Source organism: Mesorhizobium sp. WSM4830 (assembly GCF_055811495.1).
The window spans coordinates 1-24,170 of the sequence record NZ_JBVVQI010000040.1; the positions used below are offsets into that span (position 1 = coordinate 1).

Below are 24,170 nucleotides of genomic sequence, written 5' to 3' on the forward strand. Positions count from 1 at the left end.
CTCCTCAGCTCCTTCAGTGTCACTATCTCTCGCTCATCACCTCAAACCGCGCCAGATGGGGTCAGCTTGGCGCTTACTCAACTTCGACGTGAAGAAGCTTTTCCTGAAGCCAGACTTCGATGTCACTGTCGCCGGCGCTAAGCTCACAGGCAAGGCCACGCTCGATCCCTGGTTGATAGGCGCAGGTGTCACTTGCCGCTTCTGACAACGGCAGGCGAAGGCGGCTTAGGCACAGCCGAGTCGATTGAAGGGCGCCTCGTGCGCCCTTTTTCCGTCGGCCCGACGGTCCACTCTTGTCAACCCGACATACACCCAAGGTCAATGTGACTTGGGGTTATCCGATCTGTCGATATGCGACGTTAATGTCGGTCGTCCGACACAGCCGGTCCGATCGACGGCCTTGATCTAAAGGGATTTTCCTTTGGCGCGCATATTGCATCGTTCATCCGGACAGGGATCAACGGACTGACGCCAGCCATGCAGAGAATGTCGATCGCTAACGCTTCGTGCCGGGCCCGTTCCGGCCGTTTCCGGCGCAGGAACAGCAATGGAGTGTGATTGCAAGGCGCCATCGGGCTTTGAATATTTGTGACATGGAAAATACCCTGCTGGCTCGGATGCCAACTCTTCAGTCTGGTTCACCCGGCCAGTTCCTGGCGTAGGCGCACGGGTCATGTTGACTGCCGTCTCGGCCGCACCCGCGTGCTGACTCCCTCGAGCAACGCTCAACGCTGCTGCATGCCGGCGATGAAAAGCCAGACTCCAACAATGCGTCTTCCGAAAACCGAAAGAGGTGAACAGATATGCTCAAGATCGGAGCTTTGGCGCTCGCGTTATCAATTCAAGTGGCATCGGGATCGGCAACCGCTCTGGCGATGCCAACGGTTCGAACGGTACACATCCACCGCTAGGGCTGAGCGATTTGGAGCGGGCATTGACGATCCACCATCGCTATCGCGGACTCACCGTGAATGTCCCCGAGGGGCCGTTCTGGCTAACTGGAGCCAAAGCGTTCGTGTACCGCCGGACTACCCATGGCGAGCGGCAGTTCATGCGGGTCGATGCTGCCACGGGTTTGAAACGGGCCGCCTTCGATCAGGCCCGTCTGGCGGCGGCGCTAAATGAAGCGAGCCATAAGAGCTATCAGGCCGGCGATCTTCCCTTCGAGCGTTTCGAACTGACCGAGGATGGTCGCACGCTGGACTTCATGATTGAGCAGGTCCGGTGGAGCTGCGACCTTGCAAGCTATGCCTGCACCCGCACAAAATTGGATATGGGAGCCCGGGACTTTCAGCTCAGCCACCGCTACACGCCACCGGCTGAGAATAAACCCAACCAGAGAAGCGTCTCGCCCGACGGCAAATGGACCGTCTATATAAAAAACTACAATGTTTTCCTGCGCAGCAAGGACGGATTGCAGGATGTTGCGCTGAGCCGGGATGGATCCGAGGGCAATTACTATGTCTTTTCGACACTGAGCTGGTCGCCGGACTCGCGCCACCTCGCGGCTTACCGTGTTCGCCCCGGCTTCAAGCGGGAGCTCCACTACCTCGATTCGTCGACGGACCAGTTGCAGCGCATACATTCGACACTGGTCTATCCCAAGCCGGGCGATGTCCTTCCGCTGCCCCAGCCGGTCCTGTTCGACATTGCCGGCCGCCGCCAGGTCGTGATCGACAACGCCCTGTTCTCCAACCCCTTCGAACTTTCCCCTCTTCGGTGGTGGGCGGACGGTCGGGGCTTTACTTTCGAATATAATCAGCGCGGGCATCAGCTCTATCGGCTGGTCGAGGTAGACGCCGCCACGGCCCGTGCGCGCTCGATCATCGACGAGACCAGCAAGACATTTGTTGATTACCAGCGTCTGGTGATGGATCAGGAGGGTACCGGGAAGATCTTTCGTTACGACGTCGACGACGGGAAGGAGATCATCTGGGCGTCCGAACGCGACGGGCACGAGCACCTGTATCTGTTCGACGGCCAGACGGGCGCGCTCAAGAACCAGATCACCAGCGGTGAGTGGGTCGTGCGGGGGGTCAACCATGTCGATCCGGTCAAGCGCCAGATCTGGTTCGAGGCGAGCGGGAGGAACCCGGGTGAGGACCCCTATTTCGTCCATGCCTACCGCATCGGCTTCGACGGTGAGGGGCTGACTGAGCTCACGCCCGAGCCGGGCAACCACCATGTCGATTTCTCTCCCGACGGCCGCTATTATGTCGATCTCTGGTCACGCATCGATCTGCCGCCCCGCATGATGCTCTACCGCGCCAGCGACGATGTCAAACTCATGCAGGTGGAGACCGCCGACATCTCCGAGCTCGTCGCCGCCGGCTGGCAGCCGCCACTCAGCTTCCACGCCAAGGGGCGCGACGGCAAGACTGATATCTGGGGCGTGATCCACCTGCCCGCCAATTTCGATCCGAAGAAGAAGTACCCGGTGGTGGAGCATATCTATGCCGGGCCCCATGGCTCGTTCGTCCCAAAATCCTTCTCAAGGCAGACAGAGCCGCTCACGCAGCTGGGCTTCGTCGTTGTGCAGATCGATGGCATGGGTACCAACAACCGCTCGCGCGCCTTTCATGACGTTGCGTGGAAAAATCTGAAGGACGCAGGCTTTCCCGATCGCGTTCTATGGCACAAGGCGGCCGCCGCGAGGTATCCGTGGTACGATATCTCCAATGTCGGCATTTTCGGCGGGTCCGCAGGCGGCCAGAGCGCGGTGAGCGCGCTGCTCTTCCATCCCGAATTCTATAAGGTCGCGGTCGCCAACAGCGGCTGCTACGACAACCGGATAGACAAGATCCGGTGGAACGAACAGTGGATGGGGTGGCCAGTCGGCATTGAATATTCCCAATCCTCCGCCATCGACAATGCTTACAGGCTGCGGGGCAAGCTGATGATCGTCGTCGGCGAAATGGACCACAATGTCGACCCGTCCTCCTCGCTGCAGCTTGCCGACCGACTCATCAAGGCGGGAAAAGATTTCGACATGGTCTATGTGCCTGGTGCCGATCACGGCGCGCCAGGCATCTATACTGAGCGCAAACTCCTGGACTTCTTCGTTCGCAACATTCTCGGACAGACCCCGCCCGACTGGGACGCTAAATGAACCGAGCTGCAAAAGAGCAAATCGTCACGATGATTGGCTTCGGCAGCTTCCGCCTATAGCAATCCTCGCGCCCCTTTTGTTGGCTGTGACCGAGGCGGCGAGCGAGCGAAAAACCGCTCGGACGAGGGCCTGCGTCGATTCCTGCGCAACGGGCCTTAGCAGGACGGAAACAGGAACGATTCGGACGCTCGACGGCCGCAAAGCGGGAATTGAGGACTTGGCGCCCGGCCTCTACCTGCCTCTTCGATGACGGTACGCTTCTGTCTTGCATGCTTCGTTTTGCCTCCGCTCGCCGATCGCGGCTTTCCTCGGAAGCGGGACGGAACCGGGGGTGGGCGGCGAGTTGCGACCGGAAGGGCCGCCTTTGAGGCGCACCGCATCCGAACGACCGAAACGAAGAGAAGGACCCGAAGCGAGAGCGAAGGGTTGCGGGATGACGCGGCGGGCCTAGAAGGGAGTGTCGCCTGCCCTGCTCCGCACGAAAGGCCCAACAGAGAAGAGCTTCGCGGGTCTGACGACCCGCGCCAGGGCGAGAGCAGAATGGCTGAGACGCCTGAGATTGCCAAATAAAACCGGCTGGTCCGCGGCAGCCGGTGCGCCGCGACGCGCGCCGGCGCCAGCTATGACCGCAGGCTCAACAGAATCTCGCACGGGTCAGCGTCAAGTGCCATAGTTACGTCGAGAAACTCAATGATATCGAGACGCCGCTCTCCACCCTCGTACTTGGCCACGAATGATTGCGGCCGGCCAAGCTTCTCAGCCACCTGCGCCTGTGTCATGCCTCTGGCCTTGCGCAGCGATATCAGCTGGTCCAGAAACCGCTGGTGGCGGGGAGATCGAAGAGATTTGGGCATGTAGGCGAACCGGTCAGGTAAAGACCGGCTCAGCCACTAATCCCGGTTCCGGATTATCCCATTTTGGGATATGCTGTCTTGAATCCAGTGATCAACATGCGAGGTTCGCGGCAGACATGAATCGATCAACGGGAATAGATGGGACTGAAAGCTCGACACTGCTCGATGAGGTCCCCTGGTCGGAGAGCCTCACGGCCTACGACAGGCAGCATTTCAAGGTCTATCTGCGGATCCTCGACGCCTGCGCCGACAATGCTACCCTGGAGGAGATGGCAGATCTCATTCTCGGCATCGACCCGGCCCTTGAACCAGTACGCGCCCGCAAGGCTGTTCGCAGCTATATCGATCGCGCGAACTGGATAGTGACAACCGGCTACAAGGAACTGTTCGCCGGCTGACGCGCGGCGCGGACTGTCAAGGAACTCACGATAGCTGCAATTGTGAGCGCACGGCCGCGAGAGACGGCGTGGCGGATGGGTTTTGGAGGTGATCGCGAATGATCCCTCCAATCTGCGTGGGACGCGACGTTTCCCGCATCGGCACTTCGGCGGTTTCGCGGTGTGACCCTCCGGCGAGTAATTCGTCGATGACCGAAGAACGATGTTCACTCAGGGCCGCGTTTTTCCGGCGGAAAAACCGGGCAGGCAATTCGCGCATAAATTTGAGGCACTCGAGTGCCCAGAGGGCTTGCTTCCGTACGTAGCGTCCTCGCGGGGAAATTCCCGGCCATTGAAGGCCAACATTCGCGCCAGGGCGGCCAGTACAGTTGCACATAGGTGAAGCTAAATTTAACTTGTCACTGAACCGAAAAACCCGAACGAGCCAGGCGCCCGATTGCCTGCCTCGTGGTCGTCACCCCAAGCTTCCGGCGAGCGTTGCCCAGATGAAAGGCGGCCGTGCGCTGCGTGATTCCTAGGATGCAGCCTATCTCCCAATCGGACTTGCCTTGTGCTGCCCACTGCAGGCACTCGTATTCCCGCGGCGTCAGCAAGACACCGTCGATCATTCGATTGGCGGTCAGTTTTCGGCGAACGAACACATGGAAACAACTCGCGATGTACGACAGACCTTCTTCATAGCGTTCTGCTGCGCGGAAAAATGCAGGATTAGGCTTTTCACCGGCAAACGTCATTGCCGCGAAATTGCCTCGGCCATCAACAATCGGGAACGTCACGCCGCAGCAGATGCCAAACTGCGCCGCTTCTTCGAACACCTTAGCCCCTGAAGCACCTTCTACACCGCTCAAATCGGATTCCCATTGAAATGTGCATCCGCCACCGCGTGCACGCACAATGACGGGGTCGACACTCTGATACCGGTTCGCGAGATAGTGTGCTGTCCAAGGCGCCGGATAATTTGAGATCAGCGTGGGCTTGCCATTAGGACGGGGTGGCAACCAGAGGTAGGCAAAAGCGAGCAGATCGAATCCAGAGGCAACATCGGCCATAGCGCTGCGGAGATCAGCCTCATCGACGCTTTCTGAAAGCCGTTCCAAAAATCTCTCGAAGACAGCTCGCACGTATCTGGGCCCTACCTTAAGCTACCCCCGATCCACGGGCAGCGAAGCGCTGCAACGGCGCATACCGCGGGGCAGACAGCGGGTAGACTAGCGGCCTAACTCGCCGGGAATGCAGCACGTCATAAGCCAGACCAACGTCTTGAGTCGGCACAACGTCGCGCCGACCTTGTGCTCGCTCGAACAAAGACGCAATTTGCAAGTGGCGCAATGCCGGCGGATGACTCCCTTTCCGCGCCGTCATTGAATGAATATCCAGCCTGCGGGCGAGGAGGTGCGCTGCCGTCGCGTGCCGCACTGGACTGCGGATTGTTTTGCAATGGATTGATGTCGTTGCCCGTGCCGGTAGCTGCTCAAATTTCTCAAGCAATCGGGCGATCGCGCCCGATGTGAGTGTGATCCCGATAATCTGGCCACGATGACACTGCCGCAGTTCGTAGTGCGTGAGTTTCATTTTGCCCTCATTCTGCTGTCCGGTTTGAGACAGTCAGAATTTGATCAGCGTCTAATACTTCAAAGAGAAATAACCTGGTCCGCAATTGGCAGAGCCATAGATGCAAGAGCCATTCGTTCGGTTTGCCGCACATGAGTACCATGAGGGGCTTCTGATTGCGCGCTGCCGGTGTCCTGATGATCGTCTTCAGACATGCTCGATCCGTCCAGCTCAGGCGGTTCGAAACGGCATCCGGGTGGGTGTGCCAGTCCCCGAGATATGTGTCCAACCTCCCGGAACGTTCGTAGTGCCTTGCGATTTCCGCCTGTTGCCAGCTTTGATCAGGGACAAAGCTGCTTCGTTCGTGAGATGCTTTGGGCCCGGCCGGAATCATTGCTGTTACGACGGCAGCGTCGTTTTCGGCCCAGTATCCCATGAAGGTCCCACCCGTTTCCCGATCATACCAGAGGTCGGCATCGGTTTGCATGTCCTGCACGATCGCTTGAGGCAGCCAGACTACTGGTTGCATCCGCATTCCTTCATCGGAGGCAAGCGATCGACCCGCCAAGACGGCGGCACCCGCCTGACCCCGTCATGTAATGTGAGGGTGTGAACCAAGGACTCCTTGAAGTCTTCTGGCTGGGAAAGAATATCCACAGTCAACCGGACAGCCTCTAAAGATAATTCATGGAGGTCGAACGAAGCCCCAGTGAAGGTCAGCTCCGCGCATCCAGCCGGCTGATTCAGGCCGGACGCTTCTCCTGACCCAGGAGCTTTATCGATCAAACCTTTCGCATAGGAGAATTCGCGGCAGGTTGGACAGCCGGATTTCGGGTGGTAGGCCGCAACGACGCCTCCCTTCAATGATAGCGTTCCGAAAAGTGAGATCATCGGCTTGCCTGCGGACTTGCAGTGATCGGCCAGCAAACGTGAGATCCCGGAAGAGGCCGTTGCGTCGATGACGATGTTGGCCTTCGCAAAGATCGGCGGTAGAACTGAATGGTCTCCTCCTCCTCCTCCGTTCCCGTCGGCCGCTGTGGCTATCCCCACGTGGTGATGGATCGCCTCGACTTCGACCCCCGGGTATTCGGACTCCACATGCTGCTTGACGGCAGTGGTCTTTCGCATTCCCCAGGCCGTCGCACCAAGTGGCCATCGGATGGAGTTTCCTGGCTCGACGATGTCATGGTCGATGACGGTCAGATGAGAACAGCCGTTGCGGGAAAGCTCGATGGCAACTGGGGCACCAATAGCTCCCATTCCGAAGATGGCAATCACCTTGTCCTTCAAGATGCCCACCGACGGAACTCGGGCGCCGATGTCGGTGGCCCCGGCTCGGAGCGTAGGCACGATGATCATCGAGGGGCTGGTACCTCTCTGCCCCTGCTTCACAGGCCGGAACGACTTTGCCGGTCCGTAACGCAGTGGAAATAGCCATGTGTCGCCGTGCGTACCGTGGCTGAGTTCCGTCGACTGGACGGTGACGGACATTGAAATGGGGGGCGAGCCATAAGTGACCGCACGCCCTCCGAAGGCAATCTGGTCCTGCACCTGTCGATCACGCCAACCCTCGCGCGGTGGCGGCGCGAAACGACCTACGCGCCTCCACGGAAATGTGCCTGTGACCTTCTTCGATTCAAGTCCGTGGGGGAGAGGATATGTCCGAGTAGCTAGAACGGTTCCGTCCTTGGCTTTAATTTCCTCAACCGCACCCTTGAATCTGATTCTGTTGTCCATCTTCTGCAGGGTGTAGGACACCCTTAGCGTTCCCTCTGTTTGATCTGCTACGTTCCAGTCGGAGTCGATCAACATGTAGCTCCCATCGACATAGCCAGGGAATGCTGGGGCAATGCCGTTCCACCAGACTTCCATCGGTTCGCCCTGCGGATCCTCAACGCCCGTGCCGTTCAGAGCGTTGGTGAGCTGTTTCTCAAGAAGTTTCGCCAACGTCCACTCGATGGACCACAGTCCCGTGTCACGACCCAACAAGCAAAGGTTACCGTCAGTCGGTGAGCAATGCTTGTGCGGAAAGGTTTCCGGATTTCCTCGAAGGAAGACTTGCGGGCGGACGAAGGGATAGCTGTCGGGGAAAACTGCGCGAAGCTGGCAGACTTCTCTGGATGCAAGCGGCCATTCGAACTGGAGGCAGAGCACCCCGTTTTTCAGTTGATCTTCGTCGATTCGCAGCGAGTCTCGGGCGAAGAATGCGAGGTCACGAAGTTCGAAATCCAATCGTCCTACACAGGTATGCTCCCAGTGGGGGAGCATACCTGCTTTCAGATCACCATAGCCTATCCAGGTCATCCTACCGGCCGATCCGGCGGCTGAGGTGGATCCTTGGGGCCAGGAGGAACGCCGGGGGGACGACCCGGAACGCCATCCGGCGGGCCTGGGATCCAGTCGGGCGGTCCAGGCGGGGTGTGGCCTGGATTGCCGGGGGTTGGTGGCCGTGCCATGTTGATTCTCCATTTGTGTTTGGTGGAAGGTAAAGTCACATCGCGGCGTTCTCAGTTAAGCTGAGAATACGATCTTTTTGTTCCCGTTGAGCATAATCGGCCTCTCACCCGGCTTTCGATATCGCGGTCAGTCGCGAGGAAATCTTCCGCTGGATAACGAAAAGGTCGCCGACGAGGCCGTAGCCAACGACCTCGAAGATTGGACCTCCTCGCCCTTGTTGATGGCGACACGACGTTCGGAGCTTCGTGCCGGCAGGGTTCAGTTTCGGAGAGCTTCTTTTGGATGAAAATGGAAAGCCTCGGGTCGGCTGCCGCCGAGATATTCTCGACGGCAGCCGCATTGCCTTGGGAGGCGCTTGGATGCGAAGCGGTGCGCACGGTGATCACCTTCTTGGCGTGGGTCGAGACTGCACCGTCTGGATGGCATTGCCGGCATAGATTGGCCGGTTGAAGGTGTCGGGCGAGATGACGTCGGAGACCTCCGCGTCATCGAGCAGTGCGGCCAGGCGCGGCGCGACATTCTTGCCCGACGCGGTCGCCGGCGCAATGATGGTGTCATAGGCGCCGGCTATGCTGATGACTAGCGCTGCCAGTGGTTCGGCAAGGCGTGCGGTGAGTTCGTCGGCTTCGGCGAGCAGCACCTTGCTGACGCCATTGAGCCTGGCGGCGGCATCGGCAGCTCCCTTGGCGCCCTTGCCGGCGACCAGCGCATGCACATCCGAACCGATCTGCAGTGCCGCCGAAAGCGCTTTGGCGTTCTGGTCGGAAAGCGTTGCGTTGTCGGGTTCGGCTATGAGCAGAATAGCCATGTTCTTGTCTCCGTTCCGATCGCTTACAGCACGCCGGCTGTTCTTCCCGTTAAGATACGGCCCACGCGAAGCGAAGTCAGCCTGCAGAGGAGCCCTATTCGCGTCCCGCGCGCCATTGTCTGTATGCGAGGTTCAACCGTGCACCCACGTCGGTAAACGGCTGCGGCGGCAATGCCTGAGGCTTCTCAAATGAGCGGAATATTTCGCCGAGCTGAGATCGATGCCCCGCTACGAGTTCGGCCGTTGCGATGCCCGCGGCCGTGGCCTTAGTCCCCCCTATGCCGTTGCACGCGCATGCTGCGAAGATGCAGTCTTCCACTTGGCCAAACAGTGGCACCGAATTCCAAGTAAGCGCCATTGCGCCAGCCCAACGATACTGCATCTTCAAGTGACGATGATCGGGAAAGCGGTCGGCGAACTTGCGGTCATGGAGGTCGCTCGCACACTTGATCGAGCCCGCGCCAACTTCGATCTTAGGGTTGTAGGTGTAGCGCGAGCGGATGAGGATTCGGTCGCCATCGGCCTCGTTGATACGTCGGACGGTCGTGCCCATCGGCGCGGCCGGTGTCGCTCCCCATTTCCGCGATCCGGCAAGCGTAGAGGGATCGAACGGTTCGGTCAGCGAGGCGTAGGTGAAGAGGTGAAGAAGTTGACCGGTCCCGAACCCGAAGCTCTCTGCGTGGCCGTTTGTTGCCAGGATCACCCGGCCGGCCCTCAACTCGCCTTTGGGTGTCTTTACCGTGCAGCCGCTCGACGATGTTTCGATGGACAGGGCCGGCGTCCGCTCAAACAGCCTGACGGGTTCCCGAAACAAATCCGCAATGGCCCTCACCAGCGCTGTAGGCTGCACCATGACCGCGCCGGGAGTGAAGAGCCCGGACTTGAAGGATCGCGTGCCCGTGACTTCCTCGATCTCCTCGGCGCCGAGAAGCTGGTGCGGTTCACTCAATGAATTGAGCTTGGACGAGTACGTCGCGAGATGCTCCGTGCCGGCATCGGTCATGGCCACGCTGTATTTGCCACTACGATCGAACACGTACTTGTCCCAGCCATTTTCCTCCGCCAGTCGGGCGTAATGTTGAATGGCCGTCCGTGCTACCACTATCTCATTGTGGCTTTTGGTAACAGCGTCCACCCCGAAATTGCCCGACGAAATGTCGTGGGGCAAATCAATGATAAATCCGGAGTTACGGCCACTGGCCCCGTTCCCGACCACGTCGGCATCGATAACGGCGACGGAAAGTCCTGGGTGGAGATGGGCCAATCTCGTAGCGGCCGCCAACCCGGCGAAACCCGCGCCGATGATGACGACATCGACAGTGATGGTCCGATCCAGTTCGGGCGTTGGCGTCCTCGGAGGGAGCAATGCCGCCCAGCCGGACTCCACGCCATGGGCGGGGAGGCGACACGCACGAAAAGTCTTGCTGGTCATCATACCGCTTCTTGTTCGACTAGCGCGCCCAGCGCCGTCCGAAGCGCCGTGATGCGGTCCGTCGAAAGGGGACGGAACGGCTTTCTCGCGTTACCGCACCCATATCCAGTGAGTTCCGCGGCCGCATACACGCTTGGGACATAGTCGCCGTCCCAAAGAAGGGACATAATTGGCTCCAGTTGCCGCCAGAGCGACTGCACATCGTCCCAACGCTTTTCCCGAGCGGCCTTGACGATCGCCACGCAGGTGCGCGGCGCAATGTTCGCGCCGCCCCAGATCAGACCGGAGCAACCCGCGAAAAGGGAGAACGGGACGAGCGGATCGGCACCGTTGATGACATCCAGGCCGGTGCCGATCAGCCTGACCTGTCCGATCAAGTCTCCACTGCTGTCCTTGACTGCGCGGAATTCGGGCAATTCGCAGAGTCTGCGGAGCAGGTCCGGCGTTATGCGCACACCGACCGCCTGGGGCACATTGTACCCAATGATGGACAATCCGACCTTGGCAACTTCGGCATAGAAGTCGAAGACGCTGTTGTCGTCCGACGGACCTTCGAAGAAGGGCGGAAGGATCATGACACCGTCCGCACCGGAGTCCTTTGCAAACTGCGTTCGTTCGACGACGTCGGCCGTGAGCAATGCCGAGGCCTGGGCAATCACCTTGGCCCGCCCGGCGACGATGCGCGCACCATGTTCTATAAGGGACTTGGATTCCTCGGGCGTCAGATAGACATGCATGCCTGTTCCCGAGCTGAAAACGAAACCATCGACACCCGCAGCCAGGTGCCGCTCGATCAGTTCCTGGAAACGATCGAAATCTATACGCCCGTCCGAGTCGAACGGCGCCGTGATAGCGAGATTAAGACCGGCGAACGCAAATGATGACATTTCAGAAACCCCCGTTTGAGCTAGTCAAATCGATCCAAAGGGTCTTGGTCTGGCAATACTGATCGTGCGCCTGGAGGGACTTGTCCCGGCCGCCGAAGCCCGATTGCTTGTAACCGCCAAACGGGGTGGCGGCGTCCCCCTCCCCGTAACAGTTCACGGTCACGGTGCCCGCCTTGATCGCCCGTGCGGCCCGAAGCGCCCGTGTGCCATCGGCGGTGAAAACAGAGGCGGCTAGGCCATATTCGGTCTGGTTGGCGAGCGAGACCGCCTCCGCGAGAGAGTTTACCGCAATGACAGAAAGGATCGGCCCGAAAATCTCTTCCCGGACGTGCTTGCTGTCGTGGCGGTCGAATTCCATGATCGTGGGCTCGATCGTGGTCCCGTTGGAGACCTTTCCGCCAACCACGACCTTGCCATCGCCTTCCAGGTAGGCGCTAACCTTCTCGAAATGCGTGGTAGAGACAAGCGGACCGACGCGGGTGCCTGGATCGAGCGGGTCGCCCACGGTCCAAGTCCTAGCTACTTCCGTTAGTTTTTTGAGGAGGCGATCCTTCACGTCCTTGTGGACGAAGAGACGCGAGATGGCCGAGCAGTTTTGACCCATGTTCCAGAACGCGCCGTTGGCGATGTGGGAGGCCATGGCGTCAAGATCGGGAACGTCGTCCATCACAATGCAAGGATTCTTGCCGCCCATTTCAAGCACGACCTCCTTCAAGTTGCTTTCCGAGGAGTATTTCAGGAAGCGGCGACCGGTTTCGGTGGAGCCGGTGAAGGAAACAGCGTCAATATCTGGATGCCGGCCGATCGGCTCACCAACGTCCGGGCCGTCACCTGTCAGGACGTTAAAGACGCCAGCTGGCACACCCGCATCGAGGGCGAGCTCAGCAACCCGCAATGTGGTGAGCGACGTCTCTTCAGCGGGCTTGACGACGATCGTGCATCCTGCGGCAAGCGCGGGACCAATCTTCCACGCCAGCATCAGAAGGGGAAAGTTCCATGGGAGGACCAGGCCCACGACGCCGATCGGCTCGCGCACAATAAGGCCCAGGGAAGCGTCATTCGCAGGCGAAACCTGATCATATATCTTATCGACGGCTTCGGCATGCCATCTCAGGCTGTTAATCGCCTCGGGCACGTCGATGTTGATGCAGTCATGGATGGTTTTGCCGCTGTCCAGGCTCTCCATCAGGGCCAGCTCAAGCGCGTTTTCCTCGATGACGGCCGCCAGCTTGAGGAGCACTTTTTTTCTGCTTGCCGGCGGCAGCTTCGACCACCGGCCGTCCTCGAATGCTAGTCTAGCCGCTGCAACCGCCTTGTCGACGTCGGCCGAGGCCGCCGCCGGAAGCTCAGCCAGGACTTCGCCCGTTGCCGGGTTCAGGGTTGGGAACGTTTTGCCCAACAGGGCGGCCACCGCCACCCCGTCCACAATCATCTTGGTGGGCAGTTTGAGTGCGCTTGCCTGCTTCTTGTAGTCGACTTTGTTCAGCATTTCTGTTCTCCCTCGTGTCCACTGACACCGATAAAGCCTATCCTTCGAGTTCGCCTTGCATACCGCTGGGAACGGCGTAGAGCGCCACGTCGCTGCGGAAAACGTCGAGATGGGCGCGCACCACGTCGCCGGCTCGGTCCGCATCGCGGGCCTCGATGGCCTCAACCATCTGATCGTGCTGCTGAGCAGCGGTCTCCTGATCCTTTTGAATCCGCGGACCGCCGTTTTGGCGGTAAAAGATCTTGCCGATGCGAGCGTGGTCAATCAGCAGCTTCTTGAGACTGGGAAGTAGATACGGATTGTGTGCCATTCTGCCGATGTTCAGATGGAACTGGTGATTGAAGATCACCCGGCTCTCGACGTCATCATCAGCGATGGATTGGCGGAACCTCTGCTGGGTTGCCTTGAGAACGTCCAGGTCCCCGGCAGTACGGTTGACAGCCGCGAGCTTCGTTGTCCCGACGTAGATCATGGGGGCGACGATCAGAAAATCCCGAAGCGTCTGGTACGACATGATGGATACGCGCGCAGCGCGGTTGGCCTCAAGGTCAACGTAGCCCTCACCCGCCATCTGGCGCATGAGTTCGCGAACCGGCGGACGGGAGAGGCCGAACTCTTCGCTCAGAGCAACCTCGTCCAGGACGGCGCCCGGCTCGAGCTGCATCGTCAAGATGCGATGCACCAAAGTTTCAGCAAGGATCCCTTTGCGGTCTGTCGACGCAGGTTGCTCATCGAGGGTCATTGCGTGTCCTTATTTTCATGGATAGACATATTGTAGACAAAGACTATGAGTCAAGATAGGTAAAGCCATATACCATTGGTGCAGCGACTTGAAGGTGTCTCTCACGTCGCGATCGGCCGGAGCATCGACCGTGTTTCATTCATCGCCACGGGGCAGGCAGGGGCCCTCCGTCCGGTTGAAGGTCGGATTCATTCTGGCCCGCTCGTTCACGTTGACCGCGTTCGCTCTTTTCGTAGATACGCTTCGACTGGCCAGCGATGAAACGGACAGGTCCGGCAGGGTCAGCGCGGACTGGCAGGTCTTGTCAAATACCCGGCAACTCGTCACCTCAAGTTGCGGCGTACAGGTTTTGCCGACGTCACTGCTGCGTGACCCAATGCAATTCGATTATATCGTCGTGGTCGGAGGACGGTTGTCCACTGGTCAAGCGGTCGATAATGAGACCATGAGGTACCTTCGGGAAGCGGCCTTCAAAGGCGCGCGCCTGATCGGCATCTGCACCGGGACGTTTATTTTGGCGGAAGCCGGACTTATGGCCGCCCATGAAACCTGCGTAAGCTGGCTGCATTATGTTGACTTCCGGGAGCGCTTTCCCGGCCTTCAAGTTCAGGCTGACAGGATCTACAACCTGGATGCCACCCGCGGATCGTGTGCGGGCGGCAGCAGCACTGCCGACCTAGCGGCAGAGTTGGTTCGGCGGCACATCGGTGATGCGGCAGAGCGAAATGCGCTCGAGGTGCTGCAAATCGACAGGGTTCGCAATGCGCAGTGGGTCCAGCCGAGGCGACCGCTGACGCTGGAGATACATGACCCGAGACTTCGCGCTGCGCTGATCCTGATGGAGCAGAATGTCGAAAACCTTCTATCGGTTTCCAGACTGGCAGCAGCATTGGGCATCTCGCGGCGACAACTCGAACGGCTGTTTTTCAAAGAGCTGAACACCTCTCCCGCACTTGTTTACCGGCGCGTGCGGCTCGAACGCGCCAAGCAGCTACTCCGGGCAAGCGATACCCCTTTGATCGAGATCGCGATTGCCGCCGGGTTCGAGAATGCGTCTCACTTTGGCAGGGTCTTCCGTACCGTTTACGGACAACCACCCAGCGTCTGGAGACGCTCCGGGATTTCGTCCGAGAACGCTGGACCCGCAAAAACGCTTGACGATGACCCGAGCACGCACACTCCTGCCGTGTGTTCCCAAGGATTTGAAGTAACGCGGTGAAGCTGCCCGAAGGGCACGTGGTCCGCAATCTGATGAATTAATCGAGGCATAGACCAGGAGTGGCCTGTGCAAAATACTGACGGTAAGGAACCCCGCTCTGGAGCTGATATGGCCGGCAAATTCGACATCATTATTGTCGGCGCCGGATTCGCGGGAATGTATATGCTGCACCAGGCCCGTGAACTTGGATTGCCGGCATTAGTTCTTGAACCCGCGGCCGGTGTCGGTGGTACGTGGTTCTGGAACCGCTATCCCGGCGCGCGATGCGATGTCGAGAGCATGCAATATTCCTATTCGTTCTCCGAGGAACTGCAGCAGGAATGGCACTGGAGCGAACGCTACGCATCACAGCCTGAGATTTTGAAGTATGCAAACCATGTCGCGGACAAATTCGATCTTCTGCGTGACGAAGCGCGCTCCGAAAGCCTGAAGACACGTCAGGCGGTGGGATGAGCGGCCAAGTCGCAGGAAGGTTTGCGGGGGCAGCCGAGGGATCGGCGCCGCCATCTGTGCTCTTTTTTGCCGACCAAGGCGGCAGGGTGATCAACCTAGATCTCGTTCCCCCGGCGATCGACACAGGCATTCGCTTCTATCGTCTTGATGTCACGAAGGAACAGGATGTCGTAGCTGGGCACAGATGATCGTCCGCGATCACGGGGGCGTGGACATCCTGGTCAACAACGCCGGCATTCCCCGCATTGGACCCAGCATGAGCTTCTTCCTTGAGGATTGGGAAGCGTCCTTCGCCGTGATGACTACGGGCGTATTTCTGTGCAGCCGTGAATTTGGAAAAATCATGCGAGCCCATGGTGGCGGTGGCATCGTCAACATTTCGTCGATTAGTGGGTTCTCGAATGTTCCAATGCGGCTCGCTTATAACGCGGCCAAGGCGGCCGTAATCTCAATGACCAAGGTGCTCGCCATTGAGTGGGCCGGCTACGCGATCCGGGTCAACGCAGTAGGCCCAGGCATGGTTGAGACAGGGATGCTAAATGATGGCCACATGGACCCCGAGGCCTACATGGACCAATTGCCGATGCGCCAGTTTCGCCAGCCCCGTGATGTTGCTGAAACTGTTCTCTTTCTCGCGTCTGACAAATCTGGTTACGTGACTGGCCAAGTCATCGTGCCTGATGGCGGATGGACAGTCTTCAACTGGATTCCCTGGAGCGGTGATCCGGAAGCCCCCAGGCCGCCGATGCCTGACTTCGCACTCAGCGACTTGGCGGGCCGACTACGACGCCCGGCGCGGCGAAAGCTGCGGTCTTAATTTACTTCCCTGTAGCGCTGGAGTAACAATTATCTATGTCCAACTACCGACGGCTTCCGTTGAGCGCCTTGCGGGCATTTGAAGCTGCCGCACGGCATATGAGTTTTACCAAGGCTGCTAACGAGCTTTCCGTTACTCAAGCGGCGGTCAGTCGCCATATTCTAACATTGGAGGACCATCTCGACATTCAGCTGTTTAACAGAGGCAACCAAAAGGTGTCTTTGTCGCCTGCTGGCGAGGAGCTCTTTGAAGCTGCGACTTTGAGCCTCGCTCATATTGCGGCAGCCTTCGACAGCGTAAAGCGGCGCGAGAAGGCCCGACGCTTGACGGTCGGCATGCCAATGTCGTTCGCCACCCTTTTTATGAGCCATCGGATTGGTGAATTTGTCGCAAATAATCCGGACGTCGACCTGCATCTGGTTTCGCTTGAACGGAGCCCTGCCCCGGCGACAGACGGTTTCGATGTGTCCGTGGTGATGGGATATCTGGCACGCCCAGGCTTCACGGCAACGGAACTCTTTGGAGAGGAAGTCTTCCCAGTTTGCAGCAAGTCTTACCAGACCCATTCTGCGGGAATCCGTACTCCGGAGGACTTGGTGAACGAGGTTCTCCTTGTTATGGATGACCAACATTGGTCCGCCTACCCCTGGTCACCTTTTGATTGGGTGCATTGGCTCGGACAGTTCGGGATCTCGTCCGACTTCAAGCGCATCATCACGTTCAACAACTACCCAACGATGATGCAGTCTGTGATCAGAGGCCACGGCATAGGGCTTGGCTGGCGTCATTTGGTCAGCGATTTCCTCAAAGAGGGTACGCTCATCAGGCCTTTGTCTGAGAGCTGCCTCACCGGCCGAAAACATCATCTCGTCATCCCAGATACCGCCATCGAGCGGGAAGACGTTCAGATATTCCGCAACTGGCTGCTTGCACAGGTCGCAGACCTCAACCCGCCTGCAGCGGTGGCAGACTCGACGGTGATTGGTCAGACGGGGGCGACGTCAAGCCAACAAGGCCTGCCGCCAGAGGATTAGCCATCGTCTGAGCAAATGTCGAAACGTTACCGGGCGGTGAAGGTGAAATCCCAAGATGGTGCAGCATCGCATTCTCCTGGCGGTTTCGGGCACGTGCCTGGGGATTGAGAAAACGCCACCTTCGCGCAGCAAACGCCACCTTCCCGCAGCAGCAGCGAGGCCGTCCTAAGCTAGCCCATTGTAATATCCCCCATTCACGTGGACGGCTTCGCCGACGACATAGCTAGACGCGCTGCTACATAGGAACGCTACGACATTAGCAACTTCCTCTGCGGATCCGACGCGGCCGGCGGGCGTGGCGTCCAGAAACTTATCCCCGTTCTGGCGCAGCAAATCCTCGATCATCCGGGAGTTAATGGTGCCGGGAGATACCGTATTGATCCTGATGGCGGGTGCAAGTTCCTTGGCTAGAGATCTGCTGAGAGCAAGGACGGCTCCTTTTGATGCAGCGTTCATCAGCCCTGGCTCACCGCGGCGCAAAGCCGAGCTCTCATCTGCGGCTGTCATCCTGATAACATTTCTTCCTCAGCGACATAAGTTTTTATACGGTTGTTTTGTAGCCCTCGCGTCGGTAGCGTTCCTGGAACAGTCAGACGGAACGCATTCAAGGCCCTGCTGAAGTTCCTGCTGCCGACCGGCTGATCAGTGCGGAACAGGAGAGCCGTACCCAGGGTACGCGGGGCTAGCTCAGCTTTACACGCTCCCAGCCGTAGGGTTGTAGGTTGTTTAGCGGTGGCCGTAGGCTGTCTACGGGATTCCCAGGCGCTTGCACCACCGCAGCTTCGGATCTTGGCTGAAAGGACGATTTGTGAACGCTGAAGATGTACTAGACCCGTTCAAAAAGTGGCATCTCCCGTTTGGTGACTGGGTCGATTCCGGATTGGGGTGGATCGTTCAAGAATACCGCCCACTCTTTCAAACCTTGAAGTGGCCCGTCGACAAGCTCCTGACCGCATTTGATCTTGCGCTCAATGGCATTCCACCCCTGGTCACGATTCTTTGCTTCGGTCTTGTCGCGTGGCAACTGGCGGGATGGCGGCTTGCTGCTCAGATCGTAGGCCTGCTGGTGACTATCGGCTTCCTCGGCATCTGGGGTGAAACAATGACAACATTGTCGCTTGTTTTCACTGCAGTGCTCGTCTGCACGATCATCGGAATACCGCTAGGCGTACTCGCCGCCCGCAGCGACCGCGCAGCTGCCATCTGCCGGCCGATCCTCGACACAATGCAAACCATTCCTTCATTCGTCTACCTGGTGCCCGTGGTCATGTTGTTCGGCATCGGCAACGTGCCTGGCGTCATCGTAACCATCATTTTCGCGCTTCCACCCGTCATCAGGTTGACAACGCTGGGCATCCAACAGGTCTCCGAGGAAGTCGTCGAAGCTATGCGCGCTTTCGGAGCGACGAACCGGCAGCTTCTTTTCAAAGCCCAATTGCCTCTGGCTCTACCGAGCATCGTCGCAGGTGTGAACCAAACGTTGATGATGTCGCTTTCGATGGTTGTCGTAGCTTCCATGATTGCCGTGGGCGGCCTGGGGCAGATGGTTCTGCGCGGCATCGGCCGCCTGGACATTGGTTTGGCCGCAACCGGCGGCATCGGCATTGTCTTTCTCGCAATTATTCTAGATCGCTTGGCCCAATCCGCGATGTCACGGCGCCGATCCTTTGCCGGCGCTGCTTGGCACAAGCGGGGACCAGCGGCGCTCGTTACCGCCGTCTTCAATAACTTCCAATCCTCCCCAGCGGGGCATGGGGGATTAAAATGGCCGGCAGGAATTAGCGACAAACACGACTAACAACCAATGGGAGCAACTTATGAACAATCGGATTAAAGTGGGGAAGCATTTTCGGGGATTCACCGCAGCTTTAACCCTGCTGAGTACTCTCGCCTTGTCTGCAGGGTACGCTTCTGCTGAGGATCTCCCGGGCAAAGGTGTCACCGTAAAGCCTCTGGTCAACGGCATCGCCGAAGAAATGTTCGAGGCCTACATTGTCAAGATTGGGCTTGAAGATCTGGGCTACACGGTCGAGGAGCCATCTTCGGCACAGATTACTCTGGCCCACCTGGCCGTAGCTAGCGGTGATGCCGACTACTACACGCCGCACTGGTATCCCCTACATATAACGTTCGCCGAGAAGGCCGGCGGCGACGCCAAGGCTCATCGGGTTGGGACTCTCGCGAAGAACTCGATCCAGGGGTACTCGATCGACAAGACCACGGCCGACAAATACGGCGTCAAGACGATCGATCAGCTCAAAGACCCCCAACTCGCCAAACTGTTCGATGTCGATGGGGATAGCAAGGCCGACCTTTATGGTTGCGATCCGGGCTGGGGCTGTGAGCGTATCATCGAACATCACATTGACGCGTATGGCCTCCGGGATACGGTGACCCATAAGCAGGGCGAATATTTCGCGCTCCTGGCAGACGTCATCCAGAGAATTCAGGCCGGTAAACCAACGTTGTATTACGGCTGGGTTCCTATGTGGGTGAATGGCGTTCTTCGGCACGGTCAGGAAGTGGTCTGGCTTACGGTTCCTTCCACGGCGTTGCCTGACGAGCAGGCTGGGGCTGACACAACAGTCCCGGGCATCGGAAACTTAGGTTTCTCCGTGAACACCCACCATGTGTTTGCGAACACGGCTTTCCTCGAGAAAAACCCAGCCGCAAACAAGTGGTTCGATCAGGTCACGATCCCGATTCAGGACATCGATAACGAGAACTTGCTTATCCACAAAGGGGAAAAAACCAACGACGCGATCCATGGTCATGCAGAGGCATGGAAGAAGGCCCACATCGACCAGTGGAATGCCTGGATAGCGCAAGCGAAACAGGCAGCAGCCGAGTAAGCTGAACTACGGGGATATAGAGCCGCCCGGTATCCTGCACCGTACCGGGCGACACCTCAAGCTGGGAGCTTCACTTGAAAGCGCATGCAATAGAATTCAAGGACGTATGGAAAGTCTTCGGGACGAGCCCGAAATTCGACCTGGCGAGCGTCCAAGGCGATCATCTTTCGAAGGCTAAACTGCTTGAGAAACATGGTTGCGTGGTAGCCGTGGCGGGAGTCTCGTTCAAGGTCGAGGTGGGCGAGATATTCTGTGTCATGGGCCTATCCGGGAGCGGGAAGTCGACGTTGGTTCGGCATGTGAATCGGCTGATCAAACCGACCGCCGGGCAGGTTATTGTTAGCGGCGAAGACATCAATCTGAAATCCGAAGACGAGATGCGACAACTCCGTGCCCGTTCGATGGGAATGGTTTTTCAAAATGTTGCGCTTCTCCCTCATCGCACGGTCCGTGACAATGTCGCCCTGAGCTTGGAACTTCGGAAGATCAATGCTCGGCAGCGCCGTGAGATTGCTGAGGAAAAGCTTGAGCTGGTGCAATTGGCCGGCTGGGGCGACAGGTATCCGGATGAGCTCTCAGGAGGAATGAAGCAGCGTATAGGTCTGGCCCGAGCACTGGCAGCCGATCCCGCCATATTGTTGATGGATGAGCCGTTTTCAGCGCTCGACCCGCTCATTCGGCGTGAGCTTCAGGATCAGTTCAGAGAACTGTCGGCCAAGTTGAACAAAACGACGCTCTTCATCACGCATGATTTGGATGAAGCGGTGCGGCTCGGCCATCATATCGGCGTCATGAAAGACGGAAAGATGCTTCAAATCGGGTCTGCCGAAGACATCCTCGGCAACCCGAAAGATCCGTATGTCGAGAAATTTGTCCAAGGCAGTAGCCGCCTGAAGCTGTTGAAAGCCGAGTCAGTCATTCTCCCCCTTAGCGACTATGAGAATTCGGCAGGCGCCGGGGCGCCGGCAGACGCTCCACGGATCAAGTTGAACGTCGTCATCAAGGAGCTGGTCGAGTTGTCAAACCGAAATCACAACAAGCCGCTGGTTGTGGTTGATGATGCCGGCGTTGACGTTGGAATTGTGACCGCATCCTCCCTGCTGCGTGGAATCCAGGACAGACTTTAGGCCTTAAAGCATCATTGCGCATAACCTCAGTTCATAACAGAGATGATTTTTTATAGTTAGTTATCAGCTGATTTGTGAACTACAACTAACGTGAAATAGGGATCAAGAGTATGTCTGCACGATCAGGTGGCCGTGACGCCCGGCAAAAGATGCGTTCCGAGAGGGCCGTAACATACATGCCCCCGATGGACCGGGGCCTGCCTTATATGGAATTGCTCAGCGCGGACGAATTGCAGCGGCTTCATGACTATTCGATGCAGATACTTGAAGAAATTGGGATTGAATTCCGCGATGACGAGGCAATTGCGCTGTGGCAAGCAGCCGGGGCCGACGTGTCCGGCCAGCGCGTGAGGATTGACCGAAACCTTCTTCTGGAACTGGTCGCAAAGGCTCCAGAAACCATCACGGTTCACGCGCGCAACCCTGCCAAGACGGTCACCCTCGGCGGCCGGAGAACCATCTTTACGCCGGCATATGGCTCTCCGAATGTGTTGGATCTCGAAGGCAAGCGGCGTAATTCGACGATCGCCGATTTCGTGAATTTTGCAAAGCTCGCGTATCAGGCGCCCGCCATGCACATGACTGGGGGGGTCCTATGTGAGCCAATGGATATTGCAGTCCCCAAGCGCCACCTGCATATGAACTACAGCCTGATCAAGTACTCTGACAAAGCGTTCATGGGCGCCGTCACCTCGCGCGAGCGGGCGGAAGACACTGTTTCGATGGCCAAAATCGTCTTCGGTGAGGAATTTGTCCACAACAACACCGTGACCGTATCAATTGCCAACTGCAATTCGCCGTTGGTGTGGGATTCAACGATGCTCGATGCGGTCAAAGTCTATGCGGCGAGCAATCAGGCGATCCTGTTCACCCCGTTCGTGCTTGCCGGCGCCAGCACGCCGGCAAGCACTCTGGCGGCCGTCGCGCAGCTCAATGCCGAGGCCCTCGCCGGGGTTGCCTTCGCGCAGCTCGTCCGGCCTAGAGCCCCTGCCATCTATGGCCAGTGGTTGGCGACCGTTTCAATGAAGAGCGGCGCGCCCATGGCAGGAACGCCGGAAATCGATCACATGAACATGTTGGTCGGCCAACTCGCGAGACACTATAAGCTGCCATGGCGCTGCAGCGGCATGTGCACGAGTTCGAAGCTCGTAGACGCCCAGGCGGGATACGAGGCCGCCCGCAATATGTACGGCGTGCTGATCGCGGGTGCGAACTTCGTTCTCTCTACCACCGGCTATCTCGAGGGCGCCCTCACGCAAAGCTACAGCAAGTTCATGCTGGATGCGGAGCAGATGGTGATGTTCTACAAGCTTGGGCAGGGCCTGGTGAAGAGCGAACTGGATGAGACGCTCGATGCGATCCGACAGAGTGAGCCGGGAAGCCACTATCTCGGAACCGCGCATACGCTAAAGAATTTCGAACAGGCGTTTTTTGTACCTGATCTCATGAACCACGACAGTTACGAGCAATGGTCGTTCGCAGGTTCAAGGGACGCTGATACGCGCGGACGGGACGCCGCTGCAAAAGCACTCAGAGAATATGAGACCCCGCCGCTCGACCAAGCCATTGATGACGAGCTTCTCGACTTCATGAAACGCAAGGAACTTCAAATCGGCGACGCTGTCCTTTAGGCAGGCAGGCCGGAGGTACGCATAGGGACGTACTGCGGGCATGAAAACGATCATAGGCCGCAGACGACGAATGGCTGCCCCTGCCCGCCCATGAACCGCCTGCTCTAGATTTAACCGAAATCGCACCAGGCTTGCCGGGAAAAGCTCGGCAAGTCCTTCCGAAAGGTATGGACGAACCTGATGAACGCACCTCCCGACATGAATGCCATGAAGCCGTTGTTCACGCTTGACGATCAGTTGCGCGGTGGCCAACCGGTCGAGCTTGTTGTCTTATTGGTGCCAGGGTTTTCGCAGCTGGCACTCCACGCGTTCCTTGAGCCGTTTCGCATAGCCAATATGCTCGGGAAGGCAAAGCTGTTCCGCTGGCGAATAGCTGGACTTGACTCGCGCCCGGTCGAGGGCGCGAGCGGCATCTCGGTGGCCGTTGATATGACGATCGACGAATTGGACACATGTATCGGCGGCCGGGGACCCTATCATCTTGCAATCATCGCAGGCGAGCCGGTGGTGAGGCGGCTACCGGCCCAGATCAACAACGTCCTGCGGACATTTGCACGGCGCGGAATTGCAATATCTGCGCTTGGAACAGCCACCTGGCTTCTGGCGCAAACGGGCTTGCTTGCAGGCACCCGGTGCACCATTCATTGGTCGCGACTGGCTGCATTCTCAGAGATGTTCAGTCAAACCCAGATCCGTGATGCACTATTTGTGAAAGACGGTCAGTTTTCGACATGTGCCGGGGAACTTGCGGCCTTCGACCTGGCTGTCGATCTGATCGCCGGTCATGTCGGTGGGTTGGCCGCCCAGGAGGTTTGCCGGTACGCGACGGTGGAAGGTCAACGTTCAGGTACGAACCGCCAGACCGGCCCGTCAGGTTTGGCCTTTGCCGGTGCGAGCGATAAGCTTCTGATGGCCATGCGGCTGATGGAAGAGCACGTGGAATATCCACTGAGCATGAGTGAAGTTGCGCGTAGAGTCGGCATATCGCGACGTCAATTGGAGCGCTTGTTTGCAAATCACGTGCATATGCCCCCTGTACGTCATTACCTTCGTATCCGTGTCGAGCACGCTAAGCGCCTGATCGAAGGCACAAGCCTGCCCATAATAGACATCGCAATTGCCTGCGGGTTCATTTCTGCGTCGCACTTTGCAAAGTGCTTCAGGACTTTCCACGGTGTCTCTCCGCAGCAATGCCGTATCGCGTTACCAGCGTGGGTCGGGCCTGGCTTAGGTTGATTGACTCGGCCGCCTGCGATCCGCAATACCGTCGGTGGCGACGGCAGCCATGGGATAACTCAACTCGGTGAAAT

General features: G+C 58.3%; 17 protein-coding genes and 5 pseudogenes. 12 read left to right on the forward strand and 10 right to left on the reverse strand.

Annotation, left to right across the window (positions count from 1 at the left end; all coding sequences use genetic code 11):
* Together AC0L2Y_RS30775 and AC0L2Y_RS30780 are read left to right on the forward strand one after the other, a co-directional pair.
* A pseudogene (locus tag AC0L2Y_RS30775) lies at positions 1–205 on the forward strand (hypothetical protein); the annotation flags it as partial.
* A 598-nt stretch (positions 206–803) separates the two neighbouring features.
* Positions 804–3,109, forward strand: a pseudogene (locus AC0L2Y_RS30780) (S9 family peptidase).
* 620 nt (positions 3,110–3,729) lie between these two features.
* On the opposite strand, the gene AC0L2Y_RS30785 reads toward AC0L2Y_RS30780, so the two are convergent.
* Positions 3,730–3,963: a helix-turn-helix domain-containing protein gene (locus AC0L2Y_RS30785; RefSeq protein WP_473561654.1), complete on the reverse strand. Its 234-nt coding sequence runs from the start codon at positions 3,961–3,963 to the stop codon at positions 3,730–3,732.
* Between the two features lie 116 nt (positions 3,964–4,079).
* Between AC0L2Y_RS30785 and AC0L2Y_RS30790 the strand changes: the two genes are divergently transcribed.
* The gene (locus tag AC0L2Y_RS30790; RefSeq protein ID WP_473561656.1) at positions 4,080–4,361 is read left to right on the forward strand and encodes a DNA -binding domain-containing protein; all 282 of its coding nucleotides are present in this window, start codon (positions 4,080–4,082) and stop codon (positions 4,359–4,361) included.
* A 398-nt stretch (positions 4,362–4,759) separates the two neighbouring features.
* On the opposite strand, the gene AC0L2Y_RS30795 is transcribed toward AC0L2Y_RS30790, so the two are convergent.
* The 8 genes and pseudogenes from AC0L2Y_RS30795 to AC0L2Y_RS30830 form a co-directional block, all read right to left on the reverse strand.
* On the reverse strand, positions 4,760–5,482 hold the full coding sequence (locus tag AC0L2Y_RS30795) for a LuxR family transcriptional regulator (protein WP_473561658.1): 723 nt from the start codon (positions 5,480–5,482) through the stop codon (positions 4,760–4,762).
* Positions 5,483–5,940: 458 nt separating this feature from the next.
* The gene (locus tag AC0L2Y_RS30800) at positions 5,941–6,441 is read right to left on the reverse strand and encodes a Mov34/MPN/PAD-1 family protein (protein ID WP_473561660.1); all 501 of its coding nucleotides are present in this window, start codon (positions 6,439–6,441) and stop codon (positions 5,941–5,943) included.
* Positions 6,429–8,216 (reverse strand): ThiF family adenylyltransferase, encoded by a 1,788-nt coding sequence (locus AC0L2Y_RS30805; protein WP_473561662.1) that lies wholly within the window; start codon positions 8,214–8,216, stop codon positions 6,429–6,431. Before AC0L2Y_RS30805 ends, AC0L2Y_RS30800 begins: the two co-directional genes overlap by 13 nt.
* Before the next feature lie 350 nt (positions 8,217–8,566).
* Positions 8,567–9,177: pseudogene (locus tag AC0L2Y_RS30810) on the reverse strand (electron transfer flavoprotein subunit alpha/FixB family protein); the annotation flags it as partial.
* Positions 9,178–9,271: 94 nt separating this feature from the next.
* Positions 9,272–10,609, reverse strand: coding sequence for an NAD(P)/FAD-dependent oxidoreductase (locus AC0L2Y_RS30815; protein ID WP_473561664.1), 1,338 nt, complete (start codon positions 10,607–10,609; stop codon positions 9,272–9,274).
* Positions 10,609–11,496 (reverse strand): dihydrodipicolinate synthase family protein, encoded by an 888-nt coding sequence (locus tag AC0L2Y_RS30820; RefSeq protein ID WP_473561666.1) that lies wholly within the window; start codon positions 11,494–11,496, stop codon positions 10,609–10,611. The genes AC0L2Y_RS30815 and AC0L2Y_RS30820 overlap by 1 nt, the downstream gene beginning before the upstream one ends.
* Position 11,497: 1 nt before the next feature.
* On the reverse strand, positions 11,498–12,985 hold the full coding sequence (locus AC0L2Y_RS30825) for an aldehyde dehydrogenase (protein WP_473561668.1): 1,488 nt from the start codon (positions 12,983–12,985) through the stop codon (positions 11,498–11,500).
* Between the two features lie 37 nt (positions 12,986–13,022).
* The gene (locus AC0L2Y_RS30830) at positions 13,023–13,727 is read right to left on the reverse strand and encodes a GntR family transcriptional regulator (RefSeq protein WP_473561670.1); all 705 of its coding nucleotides are present in this window, start codon (positions 13,725–13,727) and stop codon (positions 13,023–13,025) included.
* 175 nt (positions 13,728–13,902) lie between these two features.
* Between AC0L2Y_RS30830 and AC0L2Y_RS30835 the strand changes: the two genes are divergently transcribed.
* The 4 genes and pseudogenes from AC0L2Y_RS30835 to AC0L2Y_RS30850 all read left to right on the forward strand — a co-directional run bounded on the left by AC0L2Y_RS30835 (position 13,903) and on the right by AC0L2Y_RS30850 (position 17,250).
* Positions 13,903–14,946 carry a GlxA family transcriptional regulator gene (locus AC0L2Y_RS30835; protein ID WP_473561672.1) on the forward strand — a complete coding sequence of 348 codons (1,044 nt, stop codon included), beginning with the start codon at positions 13,903–13,905 and terminating at the stop codon, positions 14,944–14,946.
* 108 nt (positions 14,947–15,054) lie between these two features.
* Positions 15,055–15,354, forward strand: a pseudogene (locus AC0L2Y_RS30840) (NAD(P)-binding protein); the annotation flags it as partial.
* A gap of 223 nt (positions 15,355–15,577) precedes the next feature.
* Positions 15,578–16,216, forward strand: a pseudogene (locus AC0L2Y_RS30845) (SDR family NAD(P)-dependent oxidoreductase); the annotation flags it as partial.
* 35 nt (positions 16,217–16,251) lie between these two features.
* Positions 16,252–17,250: a LysR substrate-binding domain-containing protein gene (locus tag AC0L2Y_RS30850; protein WP_473561674.1), complete on the forward strand. Its 999-nt coding sequence runs from the start codon at positions 16,252–16,254 to the stop codon at positions 17,248–17,250.
* Positions 17,251–17,415: 165 nt separating this feature from the next.
* Here the strand turns inward: AC0L2Y_RS30850 and AC0L2Y_RS30855 are convergent, their stop codons facing one another.
* Positions 17,416–17,706 (reverse strand): SDR family NAD(P)-dependent oxidoreductase, encoded by a 291-nt coding sequence (locus tag AC0L2Y_RS30855; protein ID WP_473561675.1) that lies wholly within the window; start codon positions 17,704–17,706, stop codon positions 17,416–17,418.
* Between the two features lie 352 nt (positions 17,707–18,058).
* On the opposite strand from AC0L2Y_RS30855, the gene AC0L2Y_RS30860 reads away from it, so the two are divergent.
* The 5 genes from AC0L2Y_RS30860 to AC0L2Y_RS30880 all read left to right on the forward strand — a co-directional run bounded on the left by AC0L2Y_RS30860 (position 18,059) and on the right by AC0L2Y_RS30880 (position 24,096).
* Positions 18,059–19,048: an ABC transporter permease gene (locus AC0L2Y_RS30860; RefSeq protein WP_473561677.1), complete on the forward strand. Its 990-nt coding sequence runs from the start codon at positions 18,059–18,061 to the stop codon at positions 19,046–19,048.
* A 19-nt stretch (positions 19,049–19,067) separates the two neighbouring features.
* Positions 19,068–20,102, forward strand: a complete 1,035-nt coding sequence (proX, locus tag AC0L2Y_RS30865; RefSeq protein WP_473561679.1) for a glycine betaine/L-proline ABC transporter substrate-binding protein ProX — start codon at positions 19,068–19,070, stop codon at positions 20,100–20,102.
* A 74-nt stretch (positions 20,103–20,176) separates the two neighbouring features.
* Entirely contained in the window at positions 20,177–21,229 is a 1,053-nt protein-coding gene (locus tag AC0L2Y_RS30870) for a quaternary amine ABC transporter ATP-binding protein (protein WP_473561681.1), read from the forward strand.
* A 110-nt stretch (positions 21,230–21,339) separates the two neighbouring features.
* Positions 21,340–22,860, forward strand: a complete 1,521-nt coding sequence (locus tag AC0L2Y_RS30875; protein ID WP_473561683.1) for a trimethylamine methyltransferase family protein — start codon at positions 21,340–21,342, stop codon at positions 22,858–22,860.
* Between the two features lie 180 nt (positions 22,861–23,040).
* A complete protein-coding gene (locus tag AC0L2Y_RS30880) occupies positions 23,041–24,096 on the forward strand; it encodes a GlxA family transcriptional regulator (RefSeq protein ID WP_473561685.1) in 1,056 nt (351 codons plus the stop codon).
* Positions 24,097–24,170: the final 74 nt, after the last annotated feature.

What these genes read in the sequence shown, in the direction of transcription:
- AC0L2Y_RS30785 (WP_473561654.1), bottom strand. Translation starts at nt 3,963, where the DNA reads ATGCCCAAATCTCTTCGATCTCCCCGCCACCAGCGGTTTCTGGACCAG.
- AC0L2Y_RS30790 (WP_473561656.1), top strand. Translation starts at nt 4,080, where the DNA reads ATGAATCGATCAACGGGAATAGATGGGACTGAAAGCTCGACACTGCTC.
- AC0L2Y_RS30800 (WP_473561660.1), bottom strand. Translation starts at nt 6,441, where the DNA reads ATGCAACCAGTAGTCTGGCTGCCTCAAGCGATCGTGCAGGACATGCAA.
- AC0L2Y_RS30805 (WP_473561662.1), bottom strand. Translation starts at nt 8,216, where the DNA reads ATGACCTGGATAGGCTATGGTGATCTGAAAGCAGGTATGCTCCCCCAC.
- AC0L2Y_RS30815 (WP_473561664.1), bottom strand. Translation starts at nt 10,609, where the DNA reads ATGACCAGCAAGACTTTTCGTGCGTGTCGCCTCCCCGCCCATGGCGTG.
- AC0L2Y_RS30820 (WP_473561666.1), bottom strand. Translation starts at nt 11,496, where the DNA reads ATGTCATCATTTGCGTTCGCCGGTCTTAATCTCGCTATCACGGCGCCG.
- AC0L2Y_RS30825 (WP_473561668.1), bottom strand. Translation starts at nt 12,985, where the DNA reads ATGCTGAACAAAGTCGACTACAAGAAGCAGGCAAGCGCACTCAAACTG.
- AC0L2Y_RS30830 (WP_473561670.1), bottom strand. Translation starts at nt 13,727, where the DNA reads ATGACCCTCGATGAGCAACCTGCGTCGACAGACCGCAAAGGGATCCTT.
- AC0L2Y_RS30850 (WP_473561674.1), top strand. Translation starts at nt 16,252, where the DNA reads ATGTCCAACTACCGACGGCTTCCGTTGAGCGCCTTGCGGGCATTTGAA.
- AC0L2Y_RS30855 (WP_473561675.1), bottom strand. Translation starts at nt 17,706, where the DNA reads ATGAACGCTGCATCAAAAGGAGCCGTCCTTGCTCTCAGCAGATCTCTA.
- proX (WP_473561679.1), top strand. Translation starts at nt 19,068, where the DNA reads ATGAACAATCGGATTAAAGTGGGGAAGCATTTTCGGGGATTCACCGCA.
- AC0L2Y_RS30875 (WP_473561683.1), top strand. Translation starts at nt 21,340, where the DNA reads ATGTCTGCACGATCAGGTGGCCGTGACGCCCGGCAAAAGATGCGTTCC.
- AC0L2Y_RS30880 (WP_473561685.1), top strand. Translation starts at nt 23,041, where the DNA reads ATGAACGCACCTCCCGACATGAATGCCATGAAGCCGTTGTTCACGCTT.